The organism is Pseudomonas sp. R25(2017), assembly GCF_002112565.1.
GTDB lineage: Bacteria > Pseudomonadota > Gammaproteobacteria > Pseudomonadales > Pseudomonadaceae > Aquipseudomonas > Aquipseudomonas ekonensis.
Map to the genome: position 1 here is coordinate 278,428 of NZ_NEHZ01000002.1, position 18,674 is coordinate 297,101.

Sequence of the window (18,674 nt, forward strand, 5' to 3'; positions counted from 1 at the left end):
AGCCCCGCCTGGTGATCCAGGCGGGGCTTTTTTTGCCTTCGCGAACTGTGAATCCCCTGCTCGCTCCTACAGGGGCACGTCAGGATGGCGTGAAAAGCAGCGCCTGCGGCACATCGATGTCCCATAACACCCCGGGATCATCCACCGCCACCTCCACCACCATCCGCCCTTGCTCAAACAGCCGCCTGGCGCCCCGATCGCCGGACAGCGCCTGCAACTTCGGCCCGAACGCGTGGCCAAATCCGACCGGATGCCCGAACTCGCCGTTGAACACCGGCACACTGACGCCATCGTCAGCGACGGCAGCCACCACCTGCTCAATGCTCGACGGCAGGATGAACGGCATGTCGCCCAGCACAATCAGCCAGCCGTCCAGATCAGGACATGCCGCAACCCCCGCCGCAATGCTGTCGCCCATTCCGGTGGACTCGATCGAGACGATGTCACAACCATACGCCTGCGCCATGCGCATGGCCTGCGGGCGCGCTTCGGTGGTCACCAGCACGCGCCTGTCGAGTTCCGCCGGCAGATTCACCAGCACCTGTTCGATCACCGAGCGCACCGCGCCGTCACGCCCGGTGCAATCGGCCAGCAGCTTGTCCTTGTCGGCCCCCGCCACTTCGCGAAACCGTCTGCCCTCGCCTGCCGCGAGCACAATCACGCCGATGGATCGACTCATACGCTCTCCATTGCCTCTTTCTGTTTCTGCCCGGCACCGTTTTTCAACGCCACGATTTCCGCCAGCAACGACAAGGCGATCTCCGCCGGGGAATGGCTGCCGATGGGCAGGCCGATCGGCCCGTGCAAGCGGGCGATGGCCTGTTCCGACAAGCCTAGCTCAGCCAGGTTGTCGCGCCGCTTGCGGCTGTTGACCCGCGAGCCGAGGGCGCCGACGTAAAACGCCCTGGAGTCGAGCGCCGTGAGCAACGCCATATCGTCGAGGCGCGGGTCGTGGGTCAGCGCCACAATCGCCGTGCGTTCGTCGGCCTGGATGCTCAGCACGGCGTCGTCCGGCATGCCGGGGACGAACCGCCCGTGCAGCGCTTCCCAATCCTGCACGAACTCCGTGCGTGGATCGCAGATCAGCACCTCGAAATCCAGCAGCCGTGCCATCTCGGCCACATAACGAGACAGTTGCCCGGCGCCGATCAACAACAGCCGCCAGCGCGGGCCGTAGATGGCGCGCAGAACCCGGCCGTCGAAGGTCAGCGAATCCTGCTTGCCGGCCGCCTGCAACGTCACCTCACCCGTCTCGACATTCAGCGTCCGGGCGACGATTTCGTGGTCATCGCAACGGGCGATCAGCTCGGCGACCCAGGCCGGATCACCGACCCGCTCCTCGGTCAGGCGCAAGGTGCCGCCGCAAGGCAGGCCGAAGCGCGCCGCCTCCTCCTGGGTCACGCCATAGGTGATCAACTGCACCGGCGGCCCGTCGGCAGGGATCCGGCCGTCGTGCAGACGGGCGATCAGATCGTCCTCGACACAACCGCCGGACACCGAACCGATCACCACGCCATCCTCACGCAGCGCCAGCATCGCGCCAGGCGCCCGGGGCGCGGTGCCCCAGGTCTGCACCACGCTGAACAGCACCACCCGCTGCCCGGCGCGGCGCCACTGGAGCACGCTGCGCAGGACGTTGAGATCGACGCTGTCCATCACGCCTGCGCCTTTTGCCAGCCCTGCAACTGGTAGCGCACCGGCAGGCTGCGGATCCGCTGGCCGGTGGCAGCGAAGATCGCGTTGCACAGCGCCGGCGCAATCGGCGGCACGCCCGGTTCGCCGACGCCGCCCAGCGGCACGTCGCCCGGCGGCGTGACCAGGTGCACCGCTACCTCCTTCGGCGCCAGGGACATGCGCGCCACTTCATACATATGGAAGTTGTCCTGCTGCACCTTGCCGTCCTTGAAGCTGATTTCGCCCCACACGGCATTGCCCAGCCCCATCACACAGGCGCCCTCGAACTGCGAACGGATGCGCTCGGGGTTGATCTGCGGCCCGCAGTCCACGGCGATGTCGGCCTTGTGCACGATCAGCGTGCCGTCGTCCTTTACCTCGACTTCGATCACCGCCGCCACGTAGGTGACGAAGCTGTAATGCACCGCCAACCCCAGCCCGCGCCCTTTCGGCAGCTTGCGGCCCCAGCCGGCGGCCTTGGCTGCTGTCTCCAGCACGGTGCGCATGCGCCCGGTGTCGATCGGATAGCGCTCCGGGGATTCGCCGTAGTTCCACTCTTCGCTCAGGGTGCGCGGGTCGATCTGCCGATCCGGGCCGAGCAGCCGGACCTGGTACTTGAGCGGATCCTCACCGGCCCTGTGCGCCAGCTCATCGACGAAGCTCTGGATCGCGAAGCCATGGGGAATGTTGGACACCGAGCGGTACCAGCCCACCCGGGTGTGCACGGCGGCTTCGGGGTTCTCCAGGCGAACGTTGGGGATCGCGTACGCCATGTTGGTGAAGCCCATGCCCAGCTCGAACGCCGCCTCGTGGTTCATGCCCGGCGCGAACAGCGCGCTGATGCTCGGCGCCACCGTGCGATGCAGCCAGGCGGACGGCAGGCCGTCCTTGCCCACGCCGGCCTTGAGGTACTCGGCGGAGACGGTGTGGAAATACGAATGGTGGATGTCGTCTTCCCGCGTCCACTGCACCCGCACCGCCTTGCCGGGGAATTCCTTGGCCAGGATCGCGGCTTCGATCACGAAGTCCGGTTTGGATTTGCGGCCGAAGCCGCCGCCCAGCAGGGTGACGTTGAAGGTGACGTTGTCGAACGGCAGGCCCAGACGCTCGGCGATCCGCTCGCGGGTGACCTGGGGTGCCTGGCTCGGCGCCCAGGCTTCGCAGGTGCCGTCCTTGTAGCGGGCGACGGCGACCATCGGCTCCATCGGCGCCTGCGCCAGGTGCGGCAGGTAATAGGAGGCGTCCAGGGTGCCGGCGGCTGCGGCGATGGCCTTGTCGACGTCGCCGGTGTTGCGCACCACTTTGCCCGGCTTCAGCGAAGCGGCTTCCAGCGTCTTGCGGTAGGCCACCGAGTCGTAGCTGGCGTTGGGCCCGTCGTCCCACTCGATCTTCAGGGCTTCGCGGCCCTTGAGCGCCGCCCACGTGTTGCTGGCCACCACCGCCACGCCGCCCAGCGGCTGGAACTCCGAAGGCAGCGGACGGCCGTCGATCCGGATGACTTTGAGCACCCCCGGCACTTTCAGTGCGGCGCTGTCGTCCACCGAGCGGACCGTGCCGCCATACACTGCCGGCCGGGCGATGACGGCGAACAGCATGCCGTCGAAATGCACGTCGGCCCCGTACACGGCACGTCCGTTGACGATGTCGGCGCCGTCGATGGCCTTGGTGCCTTCCTTGCCGATGTAGCGGAACTCCGACGGCTGCTTGAGCCGCAGGCCGTCACGGGCCGGCACCGCCAACGCACTGGCGGCGGCAGCGAGTTCGCCATAGCCCAGCTCGCGCCCGGACGGTTTGTGAATGACCTTGTGCAGTTGCGCATGGCATTCGCTCACAGGCACCTTCCACTGGGCGGCGGCCGCCTGTTCGAGCATGGTGCGGGCGGCGGCGCCGCAACGGCGCATCGGCTCGTACCAGTGGCGCATGCTGCGCGAACCGTCGGTGTCCTGGTTGCCGAAACGCACCTCGTCACCCGGCGCCTGCTGCACTTTCACATGGGCCCAGTCGGCTTCCAGTTCGTCGGCGACCACCAGGGACAGGCTGGTGCGCACGCCCTGGCCCATTTCCGAACGGTTGCACACCACCGTCACCGTGCCGTCGGCGGCGATGCTGACGTAGACCTTCGGGTCGTCCACCCAGCCGTTGGGCATGCCGTCGGCGCCGAACTGCTTGGGCTTGTCCTCGGCCAAAGCGTCCTGCCAGCCCCAGCTCGCCGCCAGCACCAGGGCGCCGGTCGCGCCGACGCCTTTGAGAAAGCCCCGGCGGCTGAGGTTGCTCAGAGCGAAATCGTTGGGTAGACGGCTCATGCCTTGGCCTCCTTCAGGTGGGTGGACGCCTGGCGGATGGCGGTCTTGATCCGGTTGTAGGTGCCGCAACGGCAAATGTTGCCGACCATCGCCTCTTCGATCTGCTCGTCGCTAGGGTTCGGGTTTACCTTGAGCAACGCGGTGGCGGACATGATCTGCCCGCCCTGGCAGTAACCGCACTGGGCCACGGCGGTGTCGAGCCAGGCCTGCTGGACGATCCGGCCCACCGGGTCGGCATGCAGGTTGTCGAGGGTGGTCACGTCCTGCCCGGCCACCGAACCGATCGGCGTGATGCAGCTGCGGGCTGGCGAACCGTCGATATGGATGGTGCATGCACCGCACAGGCCCATGCCGCAGCCGAACTTGGTGCCGTTGTAGCCGGCGACGTCACGGATCGCCCACAGCAGCGGCATGTCTTCGCCGACATCGAGTTGATGGTCTTGACCGTTGAGTTTCAGGGTAATCATGGGCACGCCCGCATATTCATGGAGGTTATGGGGTCGAGCAATCTGCCGCCGCAGGCACGGCGGTGGTTCGTGCAGATCGACTCAGGCTAATGCGGCTCTCTTGTGCCGACGGCATACGTCTGCACCGGGCCTTTGGTGAAGCAAATGACTCGTATCGTTAGCTCGCTAAGTTAACCCAGCATTAACAAAAAAGCCCTGCACCGGTGTCCGGTGCAGGGCTTTGGGCCGGGCCTTGGAAGCGTAGCCTCAATACCGGTTGGGCTCCATTTCCAGCTCGACATTGAAACGTTCCGCAATGTCTTTCTGGATGCGTTGCGCCAGGTCGAACAGTTGCAGCCCGGTGGCCGCGCCGTAGTTGACCAGCACCAGGGCCTGGAGCTTGTGCACCCCCGCGTCGCCCTCGCGGAACCCCTTCCACCCGGCCCGCTCGATCAGCCAACCGGCGGCCAGCTTCACCTGACCGTCCGCCTGCGGATAAGCCACCAGGTCCGGGTGCTGCGCCTTGATCTGCGCCGCCGTGTGCGCCGGCACCAGCGGGTTCTTGAAGAAACTGCCGGCATTGCCGAGCACCGCCGGATCCGGCAGTTTCTCGCTGCGGATGCTGCAGATGGCGCGGCTCACGTCGCTGGGGGTCGGCTGCTCGATGCCCTGTTCGGTCAGGCGCTGACGCACCGGCCCGTATTCCAGATGCAGATGGGCCGCCCGGTTCAGGTTGAAGCGCACCCGCAGGATCAGCCAGCGACCAGGGTGCTGCTTGAACACGCTGTCGCGGTAGGCGAACCCGCACTCCGCCAGCGTGAAATCGCGCAACGCTCCGGTCTGGCGATCCAGCGCCGTCAGGCCGGCGAACACGTCCTTGATCTCGACGCCATAGGCGCCGATGTTCTGCATCGGCGCCGCCCCGACGGTGCCGGGGATCAGGCTGAGGTTCTCAAGGCCCGACAGGCCCAGCGCCAGCGTGTGCTGCACGAACGGATGCCACGGCTCCCCGGCCTCGGCTTCCAGCACCACACGGTCGCCGTCGTCGCCGACCACCCGGATCCCGCGGCTGACCATGCGCAGCACCAGCGCCGGCACATCCGCCGTCAGCAACAGGTTGCTGCCGCCGCCGATCACCAGCAGCGGCACGTCCTGCTGCGCCGCATAAGCCAGCGCGTCACGCACATCGGCATCGTTGCGGGCTTCGGCGAACAGCTGCGCCCGCACGTCCACGCCAAAGGTATTGAACGGCTTCAGGGAAACCTGCGGTTGCACCGACAGACTCATAGCCGCCCCTTCACTTCGATCAGCAGTTGGTCGCAGGCGCGCTCGATCAGGTCAAGCACCTGCTCGAAACCCTGATCGCCGTCGTAGTACGGATCCGGCACTTCATCGACCTCACCTTCGTAGCGGCGCAGGAACAGATCCAGTTCGGCCTTACCGGTAGACGGCTGCATCGCCTTGAGGTTGCGCAGGTTGCTGTTGTCCATGGCCAGGATCAGGTCGTAGCTGGCGAAGTCGGCCCGACTGACCTGCTGCGCCCGTTGGGCCGACAGGTCATAGCCGCGCAGCTTCGCCGCCGCCTGGCTGCGCTTGTCCGGCGGATTGCCGACGTGCCAGTCGCCGGTGCCGGCGGAGGCCACTTCGACCTGCCCCGCCAGCCCCGCTTCGCGCAGCTTGTGGCGCAGCACGCCTTCGGCGGTGGGCGAGCGGCAGATGTTGCCCAGACACACGAACAGAACGCGCATCAGGCCTCCAGCAGGCGACGGACGCGCTCGAGGTCTTCGGCGGTGTCGACCCCCGTCGGCGGTGCGATCAGCGCGTCGGCCACGTGGATGCGCACGCCGTGCCACAGGGCACGCAGCTGCTCCAGGGACTCGGTGTTCTCCAGCCAGCACGGGCCCCAGTTCACGAAGTCCTGGAGGAACCCGGCGCGGTAGGCATAGATGCCGATGTGGCGGCGGTACGGCACGCCCTCCGGCAATTGCTCGCGGCTCTTGGCGAACGCATCGCGGGCCCACGGCAAGGTCGAGCGGCTGAAGGTCAGCGCCAGGCCGTTGAGGTCGCTGACGACCTTGACCACGTTGGGGTTGAACAGCGTGTCCACGTCCTCGATCGGCTCGGCCAGGGTGGCCATGCGCGCCTCGGTGTGGGCCGCGAGGTTGGCGGCCACCTGGTCGATCACGCTCGGCGGGATCAACGGCTCGTCGCCCTGCACGTTGACCACGATGGCGTCCGGCGCCAGGCCCAGTTTCGCGGCCACTTCGGCCAGGCGGTCGGTGCCGGAATTGTGGTCTTCGCGGGTCAGCACCACTTCGGCGCCGAACCCCTTGCAGGCCTCGACGATGCGCGCATCATCGGTGGCCACCACCACGCGGTCGGCACCGCTCTTGCTCGCCTGTTCCCAGACGTGCTGGATCATCGGCTTGCCGGCGATCGGCAGCAGCGGCTTGCCCGGCAGGCGCGTGGAGGCGAAGCGCGACGGGATGACGACGGTGAACGCTGTGCTCATTTGTCCAGGCGCTCGTCGCTGGTCAGGGTGCGGGCTTCGCTTTCGAGCATCACCGGGATGCCGTCGCGGATCGGGTAGGCCAGGCCTGCGCCCTTGCTGATCAGTTCGGTCTTGTCGGCGCTGAGCTTGAGCGGGCCTTTGCAGACGGGGCACGCGAGGATGTCGAGCAGTTTGGTGTCCATGAACATTCCCTGGATGAAAACGGTTTAAGGCAAAAGCCGATCCGGCAGCAGGCGCATCAGTTGGGTGTCGAACCAGGCCACGAAGGCCGGCGACGGCACGGCATCGACCGCCAGGTACCACCAGTCGGCGGCGGCGAAAGCGCGGCACTTCACCGCGTCCTTCTCGGTCATCACCAACGGCAATGACGGCGTGAAATTCAAGGCCTGCACGCTGTACTCGGCGTGGTCGGCAAACGCATGCGGAACCGGTCGCCAGTCTAGCGCTTCGAGGGTATTGAAGAAACGTTGCGGATTGCCGATCCCGGCCACCGCGTGCAGGGCCTGGCCGGCAGGGAAATGATCCAGCGGCCGGCGTTCGCCGCTGCGCAGGTTGACCAACGCCGTGGGTTGCAGGCGGAAGGCGAAACCGTCGTCGCGGTCGGCGGCGGCGCCGTTGTACAGCACGCCGTCGACGCTCTGCAGGCGCTCGACCGGTTCGCGCAGCGGCCCTGCGGGCAGGCAGCGCCGGTTGCCCAGGCCGCGGGCGGCGTCGATCAGCACCAGCTCCAGGTCCCGGGCCAGCCGGTAATGCTGCATGCCGTCGTCGGACAGGATCAGATCCAGCGGCTCGCGCTCGAGCAAGGCTTTGACGGCAGCGCTGCGGTCGGGGTCGATCATCAGCGGCACGCCGGTGCGCCGCACGATCAGCAACGGCTCGTCGCCGGCGACGTCGGCGCCCTGATCGGCCTCGACCCGCCAAGGAAATTGCGGCGGCCGGGCGCCGTAACCGCGGCTGACCACGCCGACCCGCAGGCCGCTGCGCCGGCAGTGCTCGATCAGCCAGAGGATCATCGGCGTCTTGCCGGTGCCGCCGACCGTGATGTTGCCGACCACGACCACCGGCACCGGCGCCTGATAGATCGCGCCTTCGCCGTCCAGGAAGCGCCGGCGCTTGCCGTCGACGACGCGGCGGTACAGCCACTCCAGCGGCCGCAGCAGGCTCAGGGCCGGATGCCCCGCGTACCAGGCAGCGAGCAATCGATCGGACATGGCCATCAGGATTTGGGCGCCGCCTCGACCGTGGTCATGCGCAGATGGCTGAAACCGAGCTTGCCGGCCGCGTCCATGGCGGTGATCACCGATTGGTGCTGGGTCTTGCCGTCGGCGCTGATCGACAACGGCATGTTGGTGTCGCCGTTGGATTCCTTCTGCATGGCTTCCATCAGGGTCGCCAGATCGCTCTTCGGCAGGATCCGGTTGTTCACCGAGAACACGCCCTCGGCGTTGATGGCGACGTCCAACTGCTTGACCTGCTGGTCTTCGGCGGGCGAACCGCTGACCGCTTCCGGCAGGTCGACGCGCAGCTGGGTCTCACGGGTGAACGTGGTGGTCACGACGAAAAACAGCAGCAGGATGAACACCACGTCGATCAGCGACGCAAGGTTGATGTCGATGGTTTCCCGGGGCTTGCGACGGAACTTCACGCTTTGGCTCCGGCCAGGTCGACGTCACGGTCGCCCTGCACCACCTCGACCAGCTTGATCGCTTCCTGCTCCATGCCCACCACCAGCTCATCGATGCGCCGCTGCAGGAAACGGTGGAAGAACACCGACGGAATGCCGACCATCAGGCCCGCCGCCGTGGTGATCAACGCCTTCGAGATGCCGCCGGCCAGTACGGACGCGTTGGTGGTCATGCCGGAGCCGGTGAACGCACTGAAAATGTCGATCATGCCCAGCACCGTGCCCAAAAGGCCCAGCAGCGGAGCCATGGCGGCGATGGTGCCCAGGGCGTTGACGTAGCGCTCCAGCTCATGGATGACCCGGGCGGCCGCCTCCTCGATGCACTCCTTCATGATCTCGCGACCGTGCTTGGAGTTGGCCAGGCCCGCCGCGAGGATCTCGCCCAGCGGCGAATTGGCGCGCAGTTCCTTGAGTTTTTCCTTGTTGAGCTGCTTGTCCTTGATCCACACCCAGACCTGACCGAGCAGGTGCTCCGGGGTCACGCGGCTGGCCCGCAGGGTCCACAGGCGCTCGGCGACGATCGCCATGGCGGCGACGGAACTCAGAATGATCGGCAACATCATCCAGCCGCCGGATTTGACCAATTCCCACACAGTGACAGCCCCCTCGAAAAAGTGCGCCACTTTACCATACCGGTTCGCGATGACGACCCGTCGCTCCGACGACCGTGCCCTGCGGCGGCTCAACGGTGCGTCTCGGCCGGCGGCGGCGCGTCGCGCCAGAACCGTCGCTGCTGGCGCAGCGTACGGGGCGGCTGGAACCGGCCGAGCCGAAGGTGGATGGCGCCGTGCCGGGCGCTGTCGTAGACGTGGATGCCCTGATGGCGGTAACGCGCGGTCACGGTGGGGTGCGGATGGCCGAACGAATTGCCTTGCCCCCGGGAAATCAGCACGGACTCGGGACGCAAGCCCCTGAGCAACGCCATCGACGATGACGTGCGGCTGCCGTGGTGCGGCGCCTGCAGCCAGCGCACCGGCTGCGCCAACGGGCTGTCGAGCAGGGCGCGCTCGGCGGCGGCATCGATGTCGCCGGTCAGCAGCAGGCGCTCACCGGCGGCGTCGACCTGCAAGACACAAGAGCGTTGATTGCTGTCATGGGCCGCGTCCCATTGCCACAGCCGGAAACCGACGCCGTCCCACTGCCATTGCCGACCGCTGGCGCACGCCTCCGCCGTCAATCCGGCGGGAAGCCCTCCCGGATCGCCGCTCATCACCCGGCCGACCGGCAGCCCGCGCATCAGCGCCTGCGCTCCGCCGGCATGGTCGGCGTCGGCATGGCTGAGCAACAGCAGGTCCAGCCGCCCGACATCCAGTTTGCGCAGGGCCGGCAACACCACCCGCTCACCGGCATCGAAATCGCCCATGCGCGGACCGGCGTCAAACAGCAACGCGTGATGGCGAGTACGCACCAGCACCGCCAGGCCCTGCCCGACATCGAGCTGCCAGACGTCGGCCACGCCCTCGTCCAGCCGTTCCCGGGGCGGCGCCGCCAGCAGCAACAGCAACGGCCAGCCCAAGGGGCGCATCGGCACACCCCTGGGCAACAGCAGCAGAAAGGCCCCCAGCCCTCCCGCCGCCAAGACCCAGCCCGAGACCATGGCAGGCGTCCATGCCGGCCATTGCCCGGCGATCACGGCCAGACCGCGGAACAGCCCCTCGATCAGTCCGCCGGCCAGCCACAGCAGGGCTTCTCCCACCGGCGCAACCGGCAGCAGCAAGGTGCCGAGCAAGGCCGGCGGCAGCACCGCCAGACTGACCCAGGGCACCGCCAACAGGTTGACCAGCGGCCCGCTGAGGCTGACCGGCAAGCCCAGCGCCAACAGCACCGGGCACAGCCCGAGCGCAATCAGCCATTGCGCCCGCGTCCAGGTCTGCCACCATCGCCATGGCCCCAAACGTCCGCCGAAGGTGAAGATCAGCACCGCCACCGCCGCAAACGACAGCCAGAACCCCGGGCGCAGGCTGGCCAGCGGATCCATCAGCAAAACGGCGTCGAACGCCAGCAGCAGCGGCCACCAGAGGCCCAGATGGCGAAAGCGCAGGCGCCACAGCAGCACCAGCGCGACCATCACGCAGGCGCGCCGCACCGGCACGTCGAACCCGGCCAGCAGCCCGTATCCCAGGGCCGTCGCGAACGCCAGGCCGCAGGCCCACGGCAACCAAGGCCAACGCACCGGCCACAGGCCCCACCTCGCCAGGCCGGCGACCAGCCCATAGACGACCGCCGCCAAAAGGCCGATGTGCTGGCCCGAGATCACCAATAGGTGCACGGTGCCGGTGTCCTGAAGGATCTGCCAGTCTTCGCGCGCCAGCCCCGAGCCGTCGCCCAGCACCAGCGCCGCCAGCGCGGCATTGCGGCCCTGCGCGTCCACGGCGAGCAGGCGCTGGCGGACGCCGTCGCGCCAGGCCCCCTGCGCCGCCGACAACCGTTGGCCGTCCTTGACCGTGCCGGTCGCGCCGATGCGCTGCGCCAGCGACCAGGCCTCGGGGTCGAAGGCGTCGGGATTGAGCAGGCCGCCCGGGCGCTTGAGCTTCACCGCCAGCCGCCAGCGCTCGCCGCTGTTGACCGGCGGCCCGTCGTACCACGCCAGGCGCATCTTCGCCGGCAGCCGTTCATGGCGCGAACGGGCGTCGGCCAGCTCGAACCGCACCACGCCTGCGCCGTTCTGCGGCAGGCCGGTCACCCGCCCCTCGACCCAACGGGTCTCGCCCTCCAGCGCCGCCGGCAAGCGGTCGTCCAACGCCCAATGGGCGCCGAGGCCCGTCCACATGAAACCGAACAGCAGAAAAGCCAATGGGTAGCTGCGAAACGGCAGCAGCATCAGCACCGCCACCGGCATCGCCCACAAAAGCCCGACCGGCGGCAAGGCCGGCAAAAAAACCGGGGCCAGCAGACCGGCTGCCAGCGCCATCATCCCTGTGCGCATACGCCCGTCCTTGAGAGTCCCGCCTTCAGGCATAGCGGATCCGGGATCCTGGCGTCGTCAACAATTGTCACAAAGTCTGAATGGGCCGCTTCTAGAATCCAGACATACTTGCCGCCTTGACCGACCGAGAAGCCTTATGCCCCGGCGCCTATTCAAACGTTACATGCCCGATCCGACGAGCATCAAGGAACACAAGTCCTTACGCTTTCTCGGCACGTTGCTGCATGACCCCAACCTCTGGCACCTCAACCGCCACTCGGTGGCCCGCGCCATGGCGGTCGGCCTGTTCGCGGCGTTCCTGCCGATCCCGGCGCAGATGCTGGTGGCGGCCGTGCTGGCGATCATGGTGCGCGGCAACATGCCGATCGCCGTCAGCCTGGTCTGGCTGACCAACCCGATCACCATGCCGGCAGTGTTCTTCTGCACCTATCAGGCCGGCGCGTGGCTGATGGACGTTCCGGCCAGGACCCTGCCCGACGAACTGACCTGGGAATGGATCAGCGGCGAACTCTCCACCCTGTGGAAGCCGTTCCTGCTGGGGTCGGTGGTGACAGGGCTGGCGCTGGGCGCCCTCGCCTATTTCACGGTGATGATGTACTGGCGCTGGTGGGTGGCCCGGCAATGGGCGCGCCGCAAGAAGAACCGAATGCCATGAACGCAAACGGCCTCCATCACTGGAGGCCGTTTTCTTTGGGGTGCCTGGTGTGCAGCCATCGCCAGCGGGCTGGTTCCCACAGAGTCAGGTGCGCATCCCGCGCCCGCTCACCAGCAACCGTGCGCAACCGATGTACAGCACCACCGTGGCCACCAGCATGAACGTGATGGCGGTGCCGATGCTGATGTCCGACACGCCGAGGATCCCGTAGCGGAACGCGTTGACCATGTGCAGCACCGGGTTGGCCAGCGACACGGTCTGCCAGAACGGCGGCAGCAGGCTGATCGAATAGAACACGCCGCCCAGGTAGGTCAGCGGGGTCAGCACGAAGGTCGGGATGATCGAGATGTCGTCGAAGTTGCGCGCAAACACCGCGTTGATGAAGCCCAGCAGCGAGAAGATCGTCGCGGTCAGCATCACCACCAGCACGGTCACGCCCAGGTGATGCACCTGCAGGCGGGTGAAGAACAGCGACAGCAGGGTCACGATGATGCCCACCATCAGGCCGCGCAGCACGCCGCCCAGGGTGTAGCCGACCAGGATCGTGTGCGGCGACACCGGGGAGACCATCAGTTCTTCGATGGAACGCTGGAACTTGCTGCCGAAAAAGCTCGACACCACGTTGCCGTAGGAGTTGGTGATCACCGACATCATGATCAGCCCCGGCACGATGTACTCCATGTAGGTGAAGCCGCCCATGTCGCCGATCTGCCGACCGATCAGGTTGCCGAAGATCACGAAGTACAGGACCATGGTGATCGCCGGCGGCAGCAGGGTCTGCGGCCAGATCCGGGTGAAGCGTTTGACCTCGCGGTAGACGATGGTGTTCAGGGCGACGAGGTTGGGGCGCAGTTCGGAACTCATACCGCCACCTTCGACAGGTTCTTCTCGACCAAAGACACGAACAGCTCCTCGAGGCGATTGGTTTTGTTGCGCAGGCTCAACACTTCGATGTTCTGCAGGGCCAGTTGGCCGAACAGCGCGGTGATGCCCATGGATTTGTCGACCTGGACCTCCAGGGTGTGGCCGTCCACCAGCCGGCACGGATAGCCGGCCAGTTGCGGCGCGGCCTGCAGGCCGGTCTTGAGGTCGAGCAGGAAGGTCTCCACATGCAGTTGGCCGAGCAGTTGCCGCATGCTGGTGTTCTCGACGATGGTGCCGTGGTCGATGATGCCGATGTTGCGGCACAGCTGCTCGGCCTCCTCCAGGTAATGCGTGGTGAGGATGATCGTGATGCCCTTCTGGTTGAGCTCGGTGAGGAAGCTCCACATCGAGCGGCGCAGTTCGATGTCGACGCCTGCGGTCGGTTCGTCGAGGATCAACAGGCGCGGCTCGTGGATCAGCGCGCGGGCGATCATCAGGCGCCGCTTCATGCCGCCGGACAGCGAACGCGACGGCACGTCGCGCTTGTCCCACAGGCCGAGCTGGGTCAGGTACTGCTCGGCGCGCTCCTTGGCGATCCGCGCCGGGATGCCGTAGTAGCCGGCCTGGGTCACGACGATGTCGAAGGTCTTTTCGAACTGGTTGAAGTTGAACTCCTGGGGCACCACGCCGATCGAGCGCTTGAGCGCGGCGGGGTTCTTGTCCAGGTCGTTGCCGAAAATGTTGACCGTGCCGCTGGTCTTGTTCACCAGGGTCGACAGGATGCCGATGGTCGTGGACTTGCCGGCGCCGTTGGGGCCGAGCAAGGCGAAGAAATCACCTTCGGCGACGTCCAGATCGATACCGTTCAAGGCCTGGAACCCGTTGCCGTAGGTTTTGGTTAGCTGCCGGATGGACAGAGCGGAACTCATATCGGATTTACGCACCAAGAAGGAAATATGGAATGGGGAAAAGCCGGCGGCGAGGGAAACAACCGCGACGCATGGGCGCCATGGTGCTTGCCGTCGCCGCACAAGTACAGTCAAGTGTGTCGATAGTAGGTATTAAGTCAACGCGGTCATGACCGCCTTGCGGTAAGCCGGACGCTGCTTCAGTCGCTCGTACCAGGCCTGCAGGTGCGGCAGCGGCGCCCGCTCGATGGGCATTTCGAACCAGGCATAGATGAAACTGCCCAGCGGAATGTCGCCCATGCCGATTTCGTTTCCGGATAAGTACGGCTGCTGCTTCAGGGCTTCGTCGGCCATCGCCAGCAGCCCTTCGCATTCCTTGACGGCGGCGTGGATCGCCGGCCAGTCCTGCTGCTGGGCCGGCGTGCGCAGCACACCCCAGAACACGGTGCGAAAAGGCCCGGCGAAACTGGAGGTCGTCCAGTCCATCCACTTGTCGGCGACGGCGCGGGTGCGCGGATCGGCCGGATACCAGGCGGTGCCGGCCGCATGCGTGGCCAACAGGTAACGGACGATGGCGTTGGACTCCCACAGCACCAGACCGTCGTCCTCGATCACCGGCACCCGGCCGTTCGGGTTCATGGCCCGGTACTGCGGCGTATCGACCACGCCGAACGCGCCGCCGGCATCGATCGCCTCGTAGGCCAGCCCCAGCTCTTCGGCGGCCCACAGCGGTTTCCTGACATTCGACGAATTCTTGCGACCCCAGATCTTCAGCATGACCGCCTCCTTTCCATTGAACGGGCGGGCAGCATACGCCGGATCAGCCGCCCTTGGCATCACACGTCAGGTCGCCCTGCATTTCTCCCAGCAACGGCGGTTGCCCCTCGCCGAACAGGTGCGGGTAGCACTGCCTGATATGCCCGAAAAACAAGTCGTCCGGCACGTCGGCGAACTGGCCGTGATCCACCAGGTACTCCATCAGCAGTTCGCCGTCGCGGTTGTAGGGGTGGAACACGCTGTCATGAACCCCGTCGAACTCCAGCGGCGCGACGTTGAACAGCTCGCAGAGCCCTTGGTTGAACGCCGGCGTGGCCTTGACCCAGCGGCCGTCCAGGAATAGCTCGGTGTAACCGTGCATGGCGAACACATCGCTCCTGAGCAGCTCCAGCAGGCGCGGGGTCGACAGATGATTGCGCACGTCGGCCAGGCCGATGCGCGCGGCGATCCCGCAATGCCGTGCGCAACCGGCCAGCAGCGTGGCCTTGGGCACGCAATAGCTCTCGCCCGCGGCCAGGGCATAACTGCCGCGCAGGGTGTCCGGGTCGCGGCTGAAGGTATAGGGGTTGTAGCGCACCGCCTCGCGCACGGCGTAATAGAGACTGACCGCCTGCGCGCGCGGATCGCGGTCCGGGCCACGGTGCAGTTCTGCGAACTCCACCACCGCGGGGTGGTCGCTATCAATGAAGCGGCCGGGACTCAAATACTCGCGCATGACGGTTATCTCCTGGGTGAATCCCGAGTCTAGCGAGCGCCCGGGCGCAGAGATAACGACGTTTCGGCCAAACATGCACGCAAAGCTGCGGGATTGACGAACGATTTCCCACAGCTGTTGCCCACCGAACTTACGAAAGCCATCCGGGGCTTCCCACGCGTTCAGTCAGCCCGATCCGACCGTCCGTTTTCGCGGATGCCGTCTAAGCTCTGGGAGGTCGTTTTGCCCTGGTTCACGGAGGACTCAATATGCTGTTGTTGTGGATACTGGTTCTGATCGTCGGCGTGGCGTATCTCGCCCATCGCCGGACCGCACCGCTGCCGGCGCTGGGCATCGTCGCCGCCTACCTGCTGGCCATGGGCATTTTCGGGCGGGCTCCCGGCGGGCTCTTGCTGGTGTTATGGATCGTACTGGCGCTGGTCGCCGCCCCGCTGCTGCTGCCGGACCTGCGTCGCCGGCACTTCAGCGCACCGCTGTTCGCCTGGCTCCAGAAGACCCTGCCGCCGATGTCGCAGACCGAACGCGACGCCATCGACGCCGGCACGGTCTGGTGGGACGGCGAACTGTTCAGCGGGCGTCCCGACTGGGACAAGCTGCTGTCCTATCCCAAGGCCGAGCTGACCGAAGAGGAACAGGCGTTCATCGACGGCCCCACCGAAGAACTGTGCGCGATGGTCAGCGACTGGCAGATCGGCCAGGCGATGGATCTGCCGCCCGAAGCCTGGACGCACATCAAGGAACACGGCTTCTTTGCCCTGATCATTCCCAAGGAGTTCGGCGGCAAGGGCTTCTCGGCCTATGCCCACTCCCAGGTGGCGATGAAGCTGGCCACCCGCAGCGGCGACCTCGCCTCAACGGTCATGGTGCCCAACTCCCTGGGGCCGGCCGAGCTGCTGCTGCACTACGGCACCGACGAGCAGCGCAACCACTATCTGCCGCGCCTGGCCCGTGGCGACGACATCCCGTGCTTCGCCCTCACCGGGCCGCTCGCCGGCTCCGACGCCGGCGCCATGCCCGACACCGGCATCATCTGCAAAGGCCAGTGGGAAGGCGAGGAAACCCTCGGCCTGCGCCTGAACTGGGAAAAGCGCTACATCACCCTCGGCCCGGTCGCCACCCTGCTCGGCCTCGCCTTCAAGGCCTATGACCCCGATCACCTGCTGGGCGACCAAGAGGACCTGGGCATCAGCCTGGCTCTGATCCCCACCGACACCCCCGGCGTGAACATCGGCCGTCGCCACCTGCCGCTGGGCGCGGCGTTCATGAACGGACCGAACTCGGGAACGGACGTGTTCATCCCCCTGGACTTCCTCATCGGCGGTCGGGACATGCTCGGCAAGGGCTGGATGATGCTGATGAACTGCCTGTCGGTGGGGCGTTCGATCTCGTTGCCGGCGGTCGGCACCGGCGCGGCCAAGTTCACCAGCCTGGTGACCGGGCAGTACGCGCAGGTTCGCGAGCAGTTCAACGTGCCGCTGTCCGCCTTCGAAGGCATCCAGGAAGCCATGGCGCGCATCGGCGGCAACGCCTGGATGATGGACGCCGCGCGGATGCTGACCGCCAATGCGGTGGACCTGGGCGAGAAGCCTTCGGTGCTGTCGGCGATCCTCAAGTACCACCTCACCGAACGCGGCCGCGAATGCATCAGCCACGCCATGGACGTGCACGGCGGCAAGGCGATCATCATGGGCCCGAACAACTACCTGGGGCGCAGCTGGAACGGCGCGCCGATCTTCATCACCGTCGAAGGCGCGAACATCCTGTCGCGCAACCTGATGATCTTCGGCCAGGGCGCGATCCGCTGCCATCCGTTCGTGCTCAAGGAAATGGCCCTGGCCGGCCGCGAAGACAAGGAACAGGCACTGAAGGAGTTCGACGGCCTGTTGCTCAGGCACATCGGCTTCGCCGTGGGCAACGCCGCCAGCACCCTGGTGCTGAACCTGGGCCTGGGCCACTTCGAAAAGGCGCCGGGAAACCGGCTCAGCCAAGGGTATTTCCGCGCGCTCAACCGCCAGGCGGCGGCCTTCGCCCTGCTGGCCGACCTGAGCATGATGCTGCTGGGCGGCGAACTGAAGCGCCGCGAACGGCTGTCGGCGCGGCTGGGCGATGTGCTGAGCAACCTGTACCTGGCCTCGGCGGCGCTCAAGCGCTACCACGACCTGGACTCACCGGAGCACATGGAGCCGCTGTTCACCTGGGCGATGGAGGAAAGCCTCGGCCAATCGGAGAAGGCGCTGGACGAGTTGCTGACCAACTTCCCGAACCGGGTGTTCGGCTGCCTGCTGCGGCTTGTCGTGTTTCCGTTCGGCCGACGCCACAAGGGCCCGTCGGACAGGCTCGGCGCCGAAGTGGCGGCCGTCATCGGCCGCGCCAAGGGAGATCCGGCCTTGGAGGAACTGTTGGGCGGCTGCTATCGACCGCAGTCGGCCGAGGATCCGGTGGGCGCCCTGCAGCACGCCAGCGACCTGCTGTCGGCTGCGCAGCCGCTGCACAAAAAGCTGCACACGGCGCTCAAGAGTGGTCAGGTCAGACCGTCCGCAGGGGAACATGCCATCGAAGCGGCGCTGGAGGCCGGCGTGCTGCAGCCGATGGAGGCCCAGACCCTGCGCAACGCCGAGGCGGCGCGACGCAAGGTGATCGATGTCGATGACTTCGACAAGGCGCAACTGGCGCTGGCCGAAGGCAAGGTGCGCTGAGCCTTCGGGCCCTGCGGCGCTTTGACCGTGAAAAAGGGGCGCGGTGGCTTTATACTCCGCGCCCGTTTTGCTCTTGAGGACTTATCCCGTGTCCAACATCGTTGCCGATCATCTGGTTTTGCTCGACCACCTGCGCACCATCCTGGTCGCCGTGGGCGAGGCTGATCAAGTGCCTGAAGAGAGCCATGCCCTGTTCCTGGAGCGCTTCGACGAGCTCCGCGCACAACTGCCGGTCGACCCGATCGAGAGCCAGTACCTGGGCCAGGACATCCTGTGCCAGATCATCAGCCGCTACCCGCAGATCGCCCACCTGATCCCGCGGGATCTGCTGTGGTACTTCGGCGGCGACTGCCTGCACTACCTGGCCGACGAAGAGATCGACCTTTACCAGGCGCTGGAAGAGCGTCGCTACGAAGCCGAACAGAACGACGAACCGTTCGACTGGAACCAGGAAAAGCAGTTGCTGGCGATGCCGGACCAAGACATCAAGCACTGAGTCTCCCGGTGATACGAA

Annotated in this window: 19 protein-coding genes; 3 read left to right on the forward strand and 16 right to left on the reverse strand. The window is 66.4% G+C overall.

Annotation, left to right across the window (positions count from 1 at the left end; translation table 11 throughout):
• Window positions 1-79: 79 nt before the first annotated feature.
• The 12 genes from CAG31_RS03765 to CAG31_RS03820 all read right to left on the reverse strand — a co-directional run bounded on the left by CAG31_RS03765 (window position 80) and on the right by CAG31_RS03820 (window position 11,545).
• Entirely contained in the window at window positions 80-679 is a 600-nt protein-coding gene (locus CAG31_RS03765) for a nucleotidyltransferase family protein (protein WP_085578129.1), read from the reverse strand.
• The gene (locus CAG31_RS03770; RefSeq protein WP_085578130.1) at window positions 676-1,656 is read right to left on the reverse strand and encodes an XdhC family protein; all 981 of its coding nucleotides are present in this window, start codon (window positions 1,654-1,656) and stop codon (window positions 676-678) included. Before CAG31_RS03770 ends, CAG31_RS03765 begins: the two co-directional genes overlap by 4 nt.
• Entirely contained in the window at window positions 1,656-3,977 is a 2,322-nt protein-coding gene (locus tag CAG31_RS03775) for a xanthine dehydrogenase family protein molybdopterin-binding subunit (RefSeq protein ID WP_085578131.1), read from the reverse strand. Before CAG31_RS03775 ends, CAG31_RS03770 begins: the two co-directional genes overlap by 1 nt.
• The gene (locus CAG31_RS03780) at window positions 3,974-4,444 is read right to left on the reverse strand and encodes a (2Fe-2S)-binding protein (RefSeq protein WP_085578132.1); all 471 of its coding nucleotides are present in this window, start codon (window positions 4,442-4,444) and stop codon (window positions 3,974-3,976) included. Before CAG31_RS03780 ends, CAG31_RS03775 begins: the two co-directional genes overlap by 4 nt.
• A 246-nt stretch (window positions 4,445-4,690) precedes the next feature.
• Window positions 4,691-5,710 carry a UDP-N-acetylmuramate dehydrogenase gene (murB, locus tag CAG31_RS03785; RefSeq protein ID WP_085578133.1) on the reverse strand — a complete coding sequence of 340 codons (1,020 nt, stop codon included), beginning with the start codon at window positions 5,708-5,710 and terminating at the stop codon, window positions 4,691-4,693.
• Window positions 5,707-6,171, reverse strand: coding sequence for a low molecular weight protein-tyrosine-phosphatase (locus tag CAG31_RS03790; RefSeq protein ID WP_085578134.1), 465 nt, complete (start codon window positions 6,169-6,171; stop codon window positions 5,707-5,709). The genes murB and CAG31_RS03790 overlap by 4 nt, the downstream gene beginning before the upstream one ends.
• Window positions 6,171-6,935, reverse strand: a complete 765-nt coding sequence (gene kdsB / locus CAG31_RS03795; protein ID WP_085578135.1) for a 3-deoxy-manno-octulosonate cytidylyltransferase — start codon at window positions 6,933-6,935, stop codon at window positions 6,171-6,173. Before kdsB ends, CAG31_RS03790 begins: the two co-directional genes overlap by 1 nt.
• Window positions 6,932-7,117, reverse strand: a complete 186-nt coding sequence (locus CAG31_RS03800) for a Trm112 family protein (protein WP_085578288.1) — start codon at window positions 7,115-7,117, stop codon at window positions 6,932-6,934. Before CAG31_RS03800 ends, kdsB begins: the two co-directional genes overlap by 4 nt.
• A gap of 24 nt (window positions 7,118-7,141) precedes the next feature.
• Entirely contained in the window at window positions 7,142-8,152 is a 1,011-nt protein-coding gene (gene lpxK / locus CAG31_RS03805; protein ID WP_085578136.1) for a tetraacyldisaccharide 4'-kinase, read from the reverse strand.
• Entirely contained in the window at window positions 8,152-8,580 is a 429-nt protein-coding gene (locus CAG31_RS03810; RefSeq protein ID WP_085578137.1) for a biopolymer transporter ExbD, read from the reverse strand. The genes lpxK and CAG31_RS03810 overlap by 1 nt, the downstream gene beginning before the upstream one ends.
• Window positions 8,577-9,212 (reverse strand): MotA/TolQ/ExbB proton channel family protein, encoded by a 636-nt coding sequence (locus tag CAG31_RS03815; protein ID WP_170929931.1) that lies wholly within the window; start codon window positions 9,210-9,212, stop codon window positions 8,577-8,579. The genes CAG31_RS03810 and CAG31_RS03815 overlap by 4 nt, the downstream gene beginning before the upstream one ends.
• Window positions 9,213-9,301: 89 nt before the next feature.
• Entirely contained in the window at window positions 9,302-11,545 is a 2,244-nt protein-coding gene (locus CAG31_RS03820) for a DNA internalization-related competence protein ComEC/Rec2 (protein ID WP_085578139.1), read from the reverse strand.
• A gap of 136 nt (window positions 11,546-11,681) precedes the next feature.
• On the opposite strand from CAG31_RS03820, the gene CAG31_RS03825 reads away from it, so the two are divergent.
• Complete coding sequence (locus tag CAG31_RS03825) at window positions 11,682-12,200, forward strand: DUF2062 domain-containing protein (RefSeq protein ID WP_085578140.1); 519 nt, start codon at window positions 11,682-11,684, stop codon at window positions 12,198-12,200.
• A gap of 84 nt (window positions 12,201-12,284) precedes the next feature.
• Here the strand turns inward: CAG31_RS03825 and CAG31_RS03830 are convergent, their stop codons facing one another.
• The 4 genes from CAG31_RS03830 to CAG31_RS03845 all read right to left on the reverse strand — a co-directional run bounded on the left by CAG31_RS03830 (window position 12,285) and on the right by CAG31_RS03845 (window position 15,464).
• Window positions 12,285-13,064 (reverse strand): ABC transporter permease, encoded by a 780-nt coding sequence (locus CAG31_RS03830; RefSeq protein WP_085578141.1) that lies wholly within the window; start codon window positions 13,062-13,064, stop codon window positions 12,285-12,287.
• Window positions 13,061-13,993, reverse strand: coding sequence for an ABC transporter ATP-binding protein (locus tag CAG31_RS03835; RefSeq protein ID WP_085578142.1), 933 nt, complete (start codon window positions 13,991-13,993; stop codon window positions 13,061-13,063). The genes CAG31_RS03830 and CAG31_RS03835 overlap by 4 nt, the downstream gene beginning before the upstream one ends.
• 132 nt (window positions 13,994-14,125) lie before the next feature.
• Window positions 14,126-14,749 (reverse strand): glutathione S-transferase family protein, encoded by a 624-nt coding sequence (locus CAG31_RS03840; RefSeq protein WP_085578143.1) that lies wholly within the window; start codon window positions 14,747-14,749, stop codon window positions 14,126-14,128.
• Between the two features lie 43 nt (window positions 14,750-14,792).
• Window positions 14,793-15,464: a transglutaminase family protein gene (locus CAG31_RS03845; protein WP_085578144.1), complete on the reverse strand. Its 672-nt coding sequence runs from the start codon at window positions 15,462-15,464 to the stop codon at window positions 14,793-14,795.
• Window positions 15,465-15,712: 248 nt separating this feature from the next.
• Between CAG31_RS03845 and CAG31_RS03850 the strand changes: the two genes are divergently transcribed.
• Both CAG31_RS03850 and CAG31_RS03855 read left to right on the forward strand, forming a co-directional pair.
• A complete protein-coding gene (locus tag CAG31_RS03850; protein ID WP_085578145.1) occupies window positions 15,713-18,160 on the forward strand; it encodes an acyl-CoA dehydrogenase in 2,448 nt (815 codons plus the stop codon).
• An 88-nt stretch (window positions 18,161-18,248) separates the two neighbouring features.
• On the forward strand, window positions 18,249-18,656 hold the full coding sequence (locus CAG31_RS03855) for a PA2817 family protein (RefSeq protein WP_085578146.1): 408 nt from the start codon (window positions 18,249-18,251) through the stop codon (window positions 18,654-18,656).
• Window positions 18,657-18,674 lie beyond the last annotated feature (18 nt).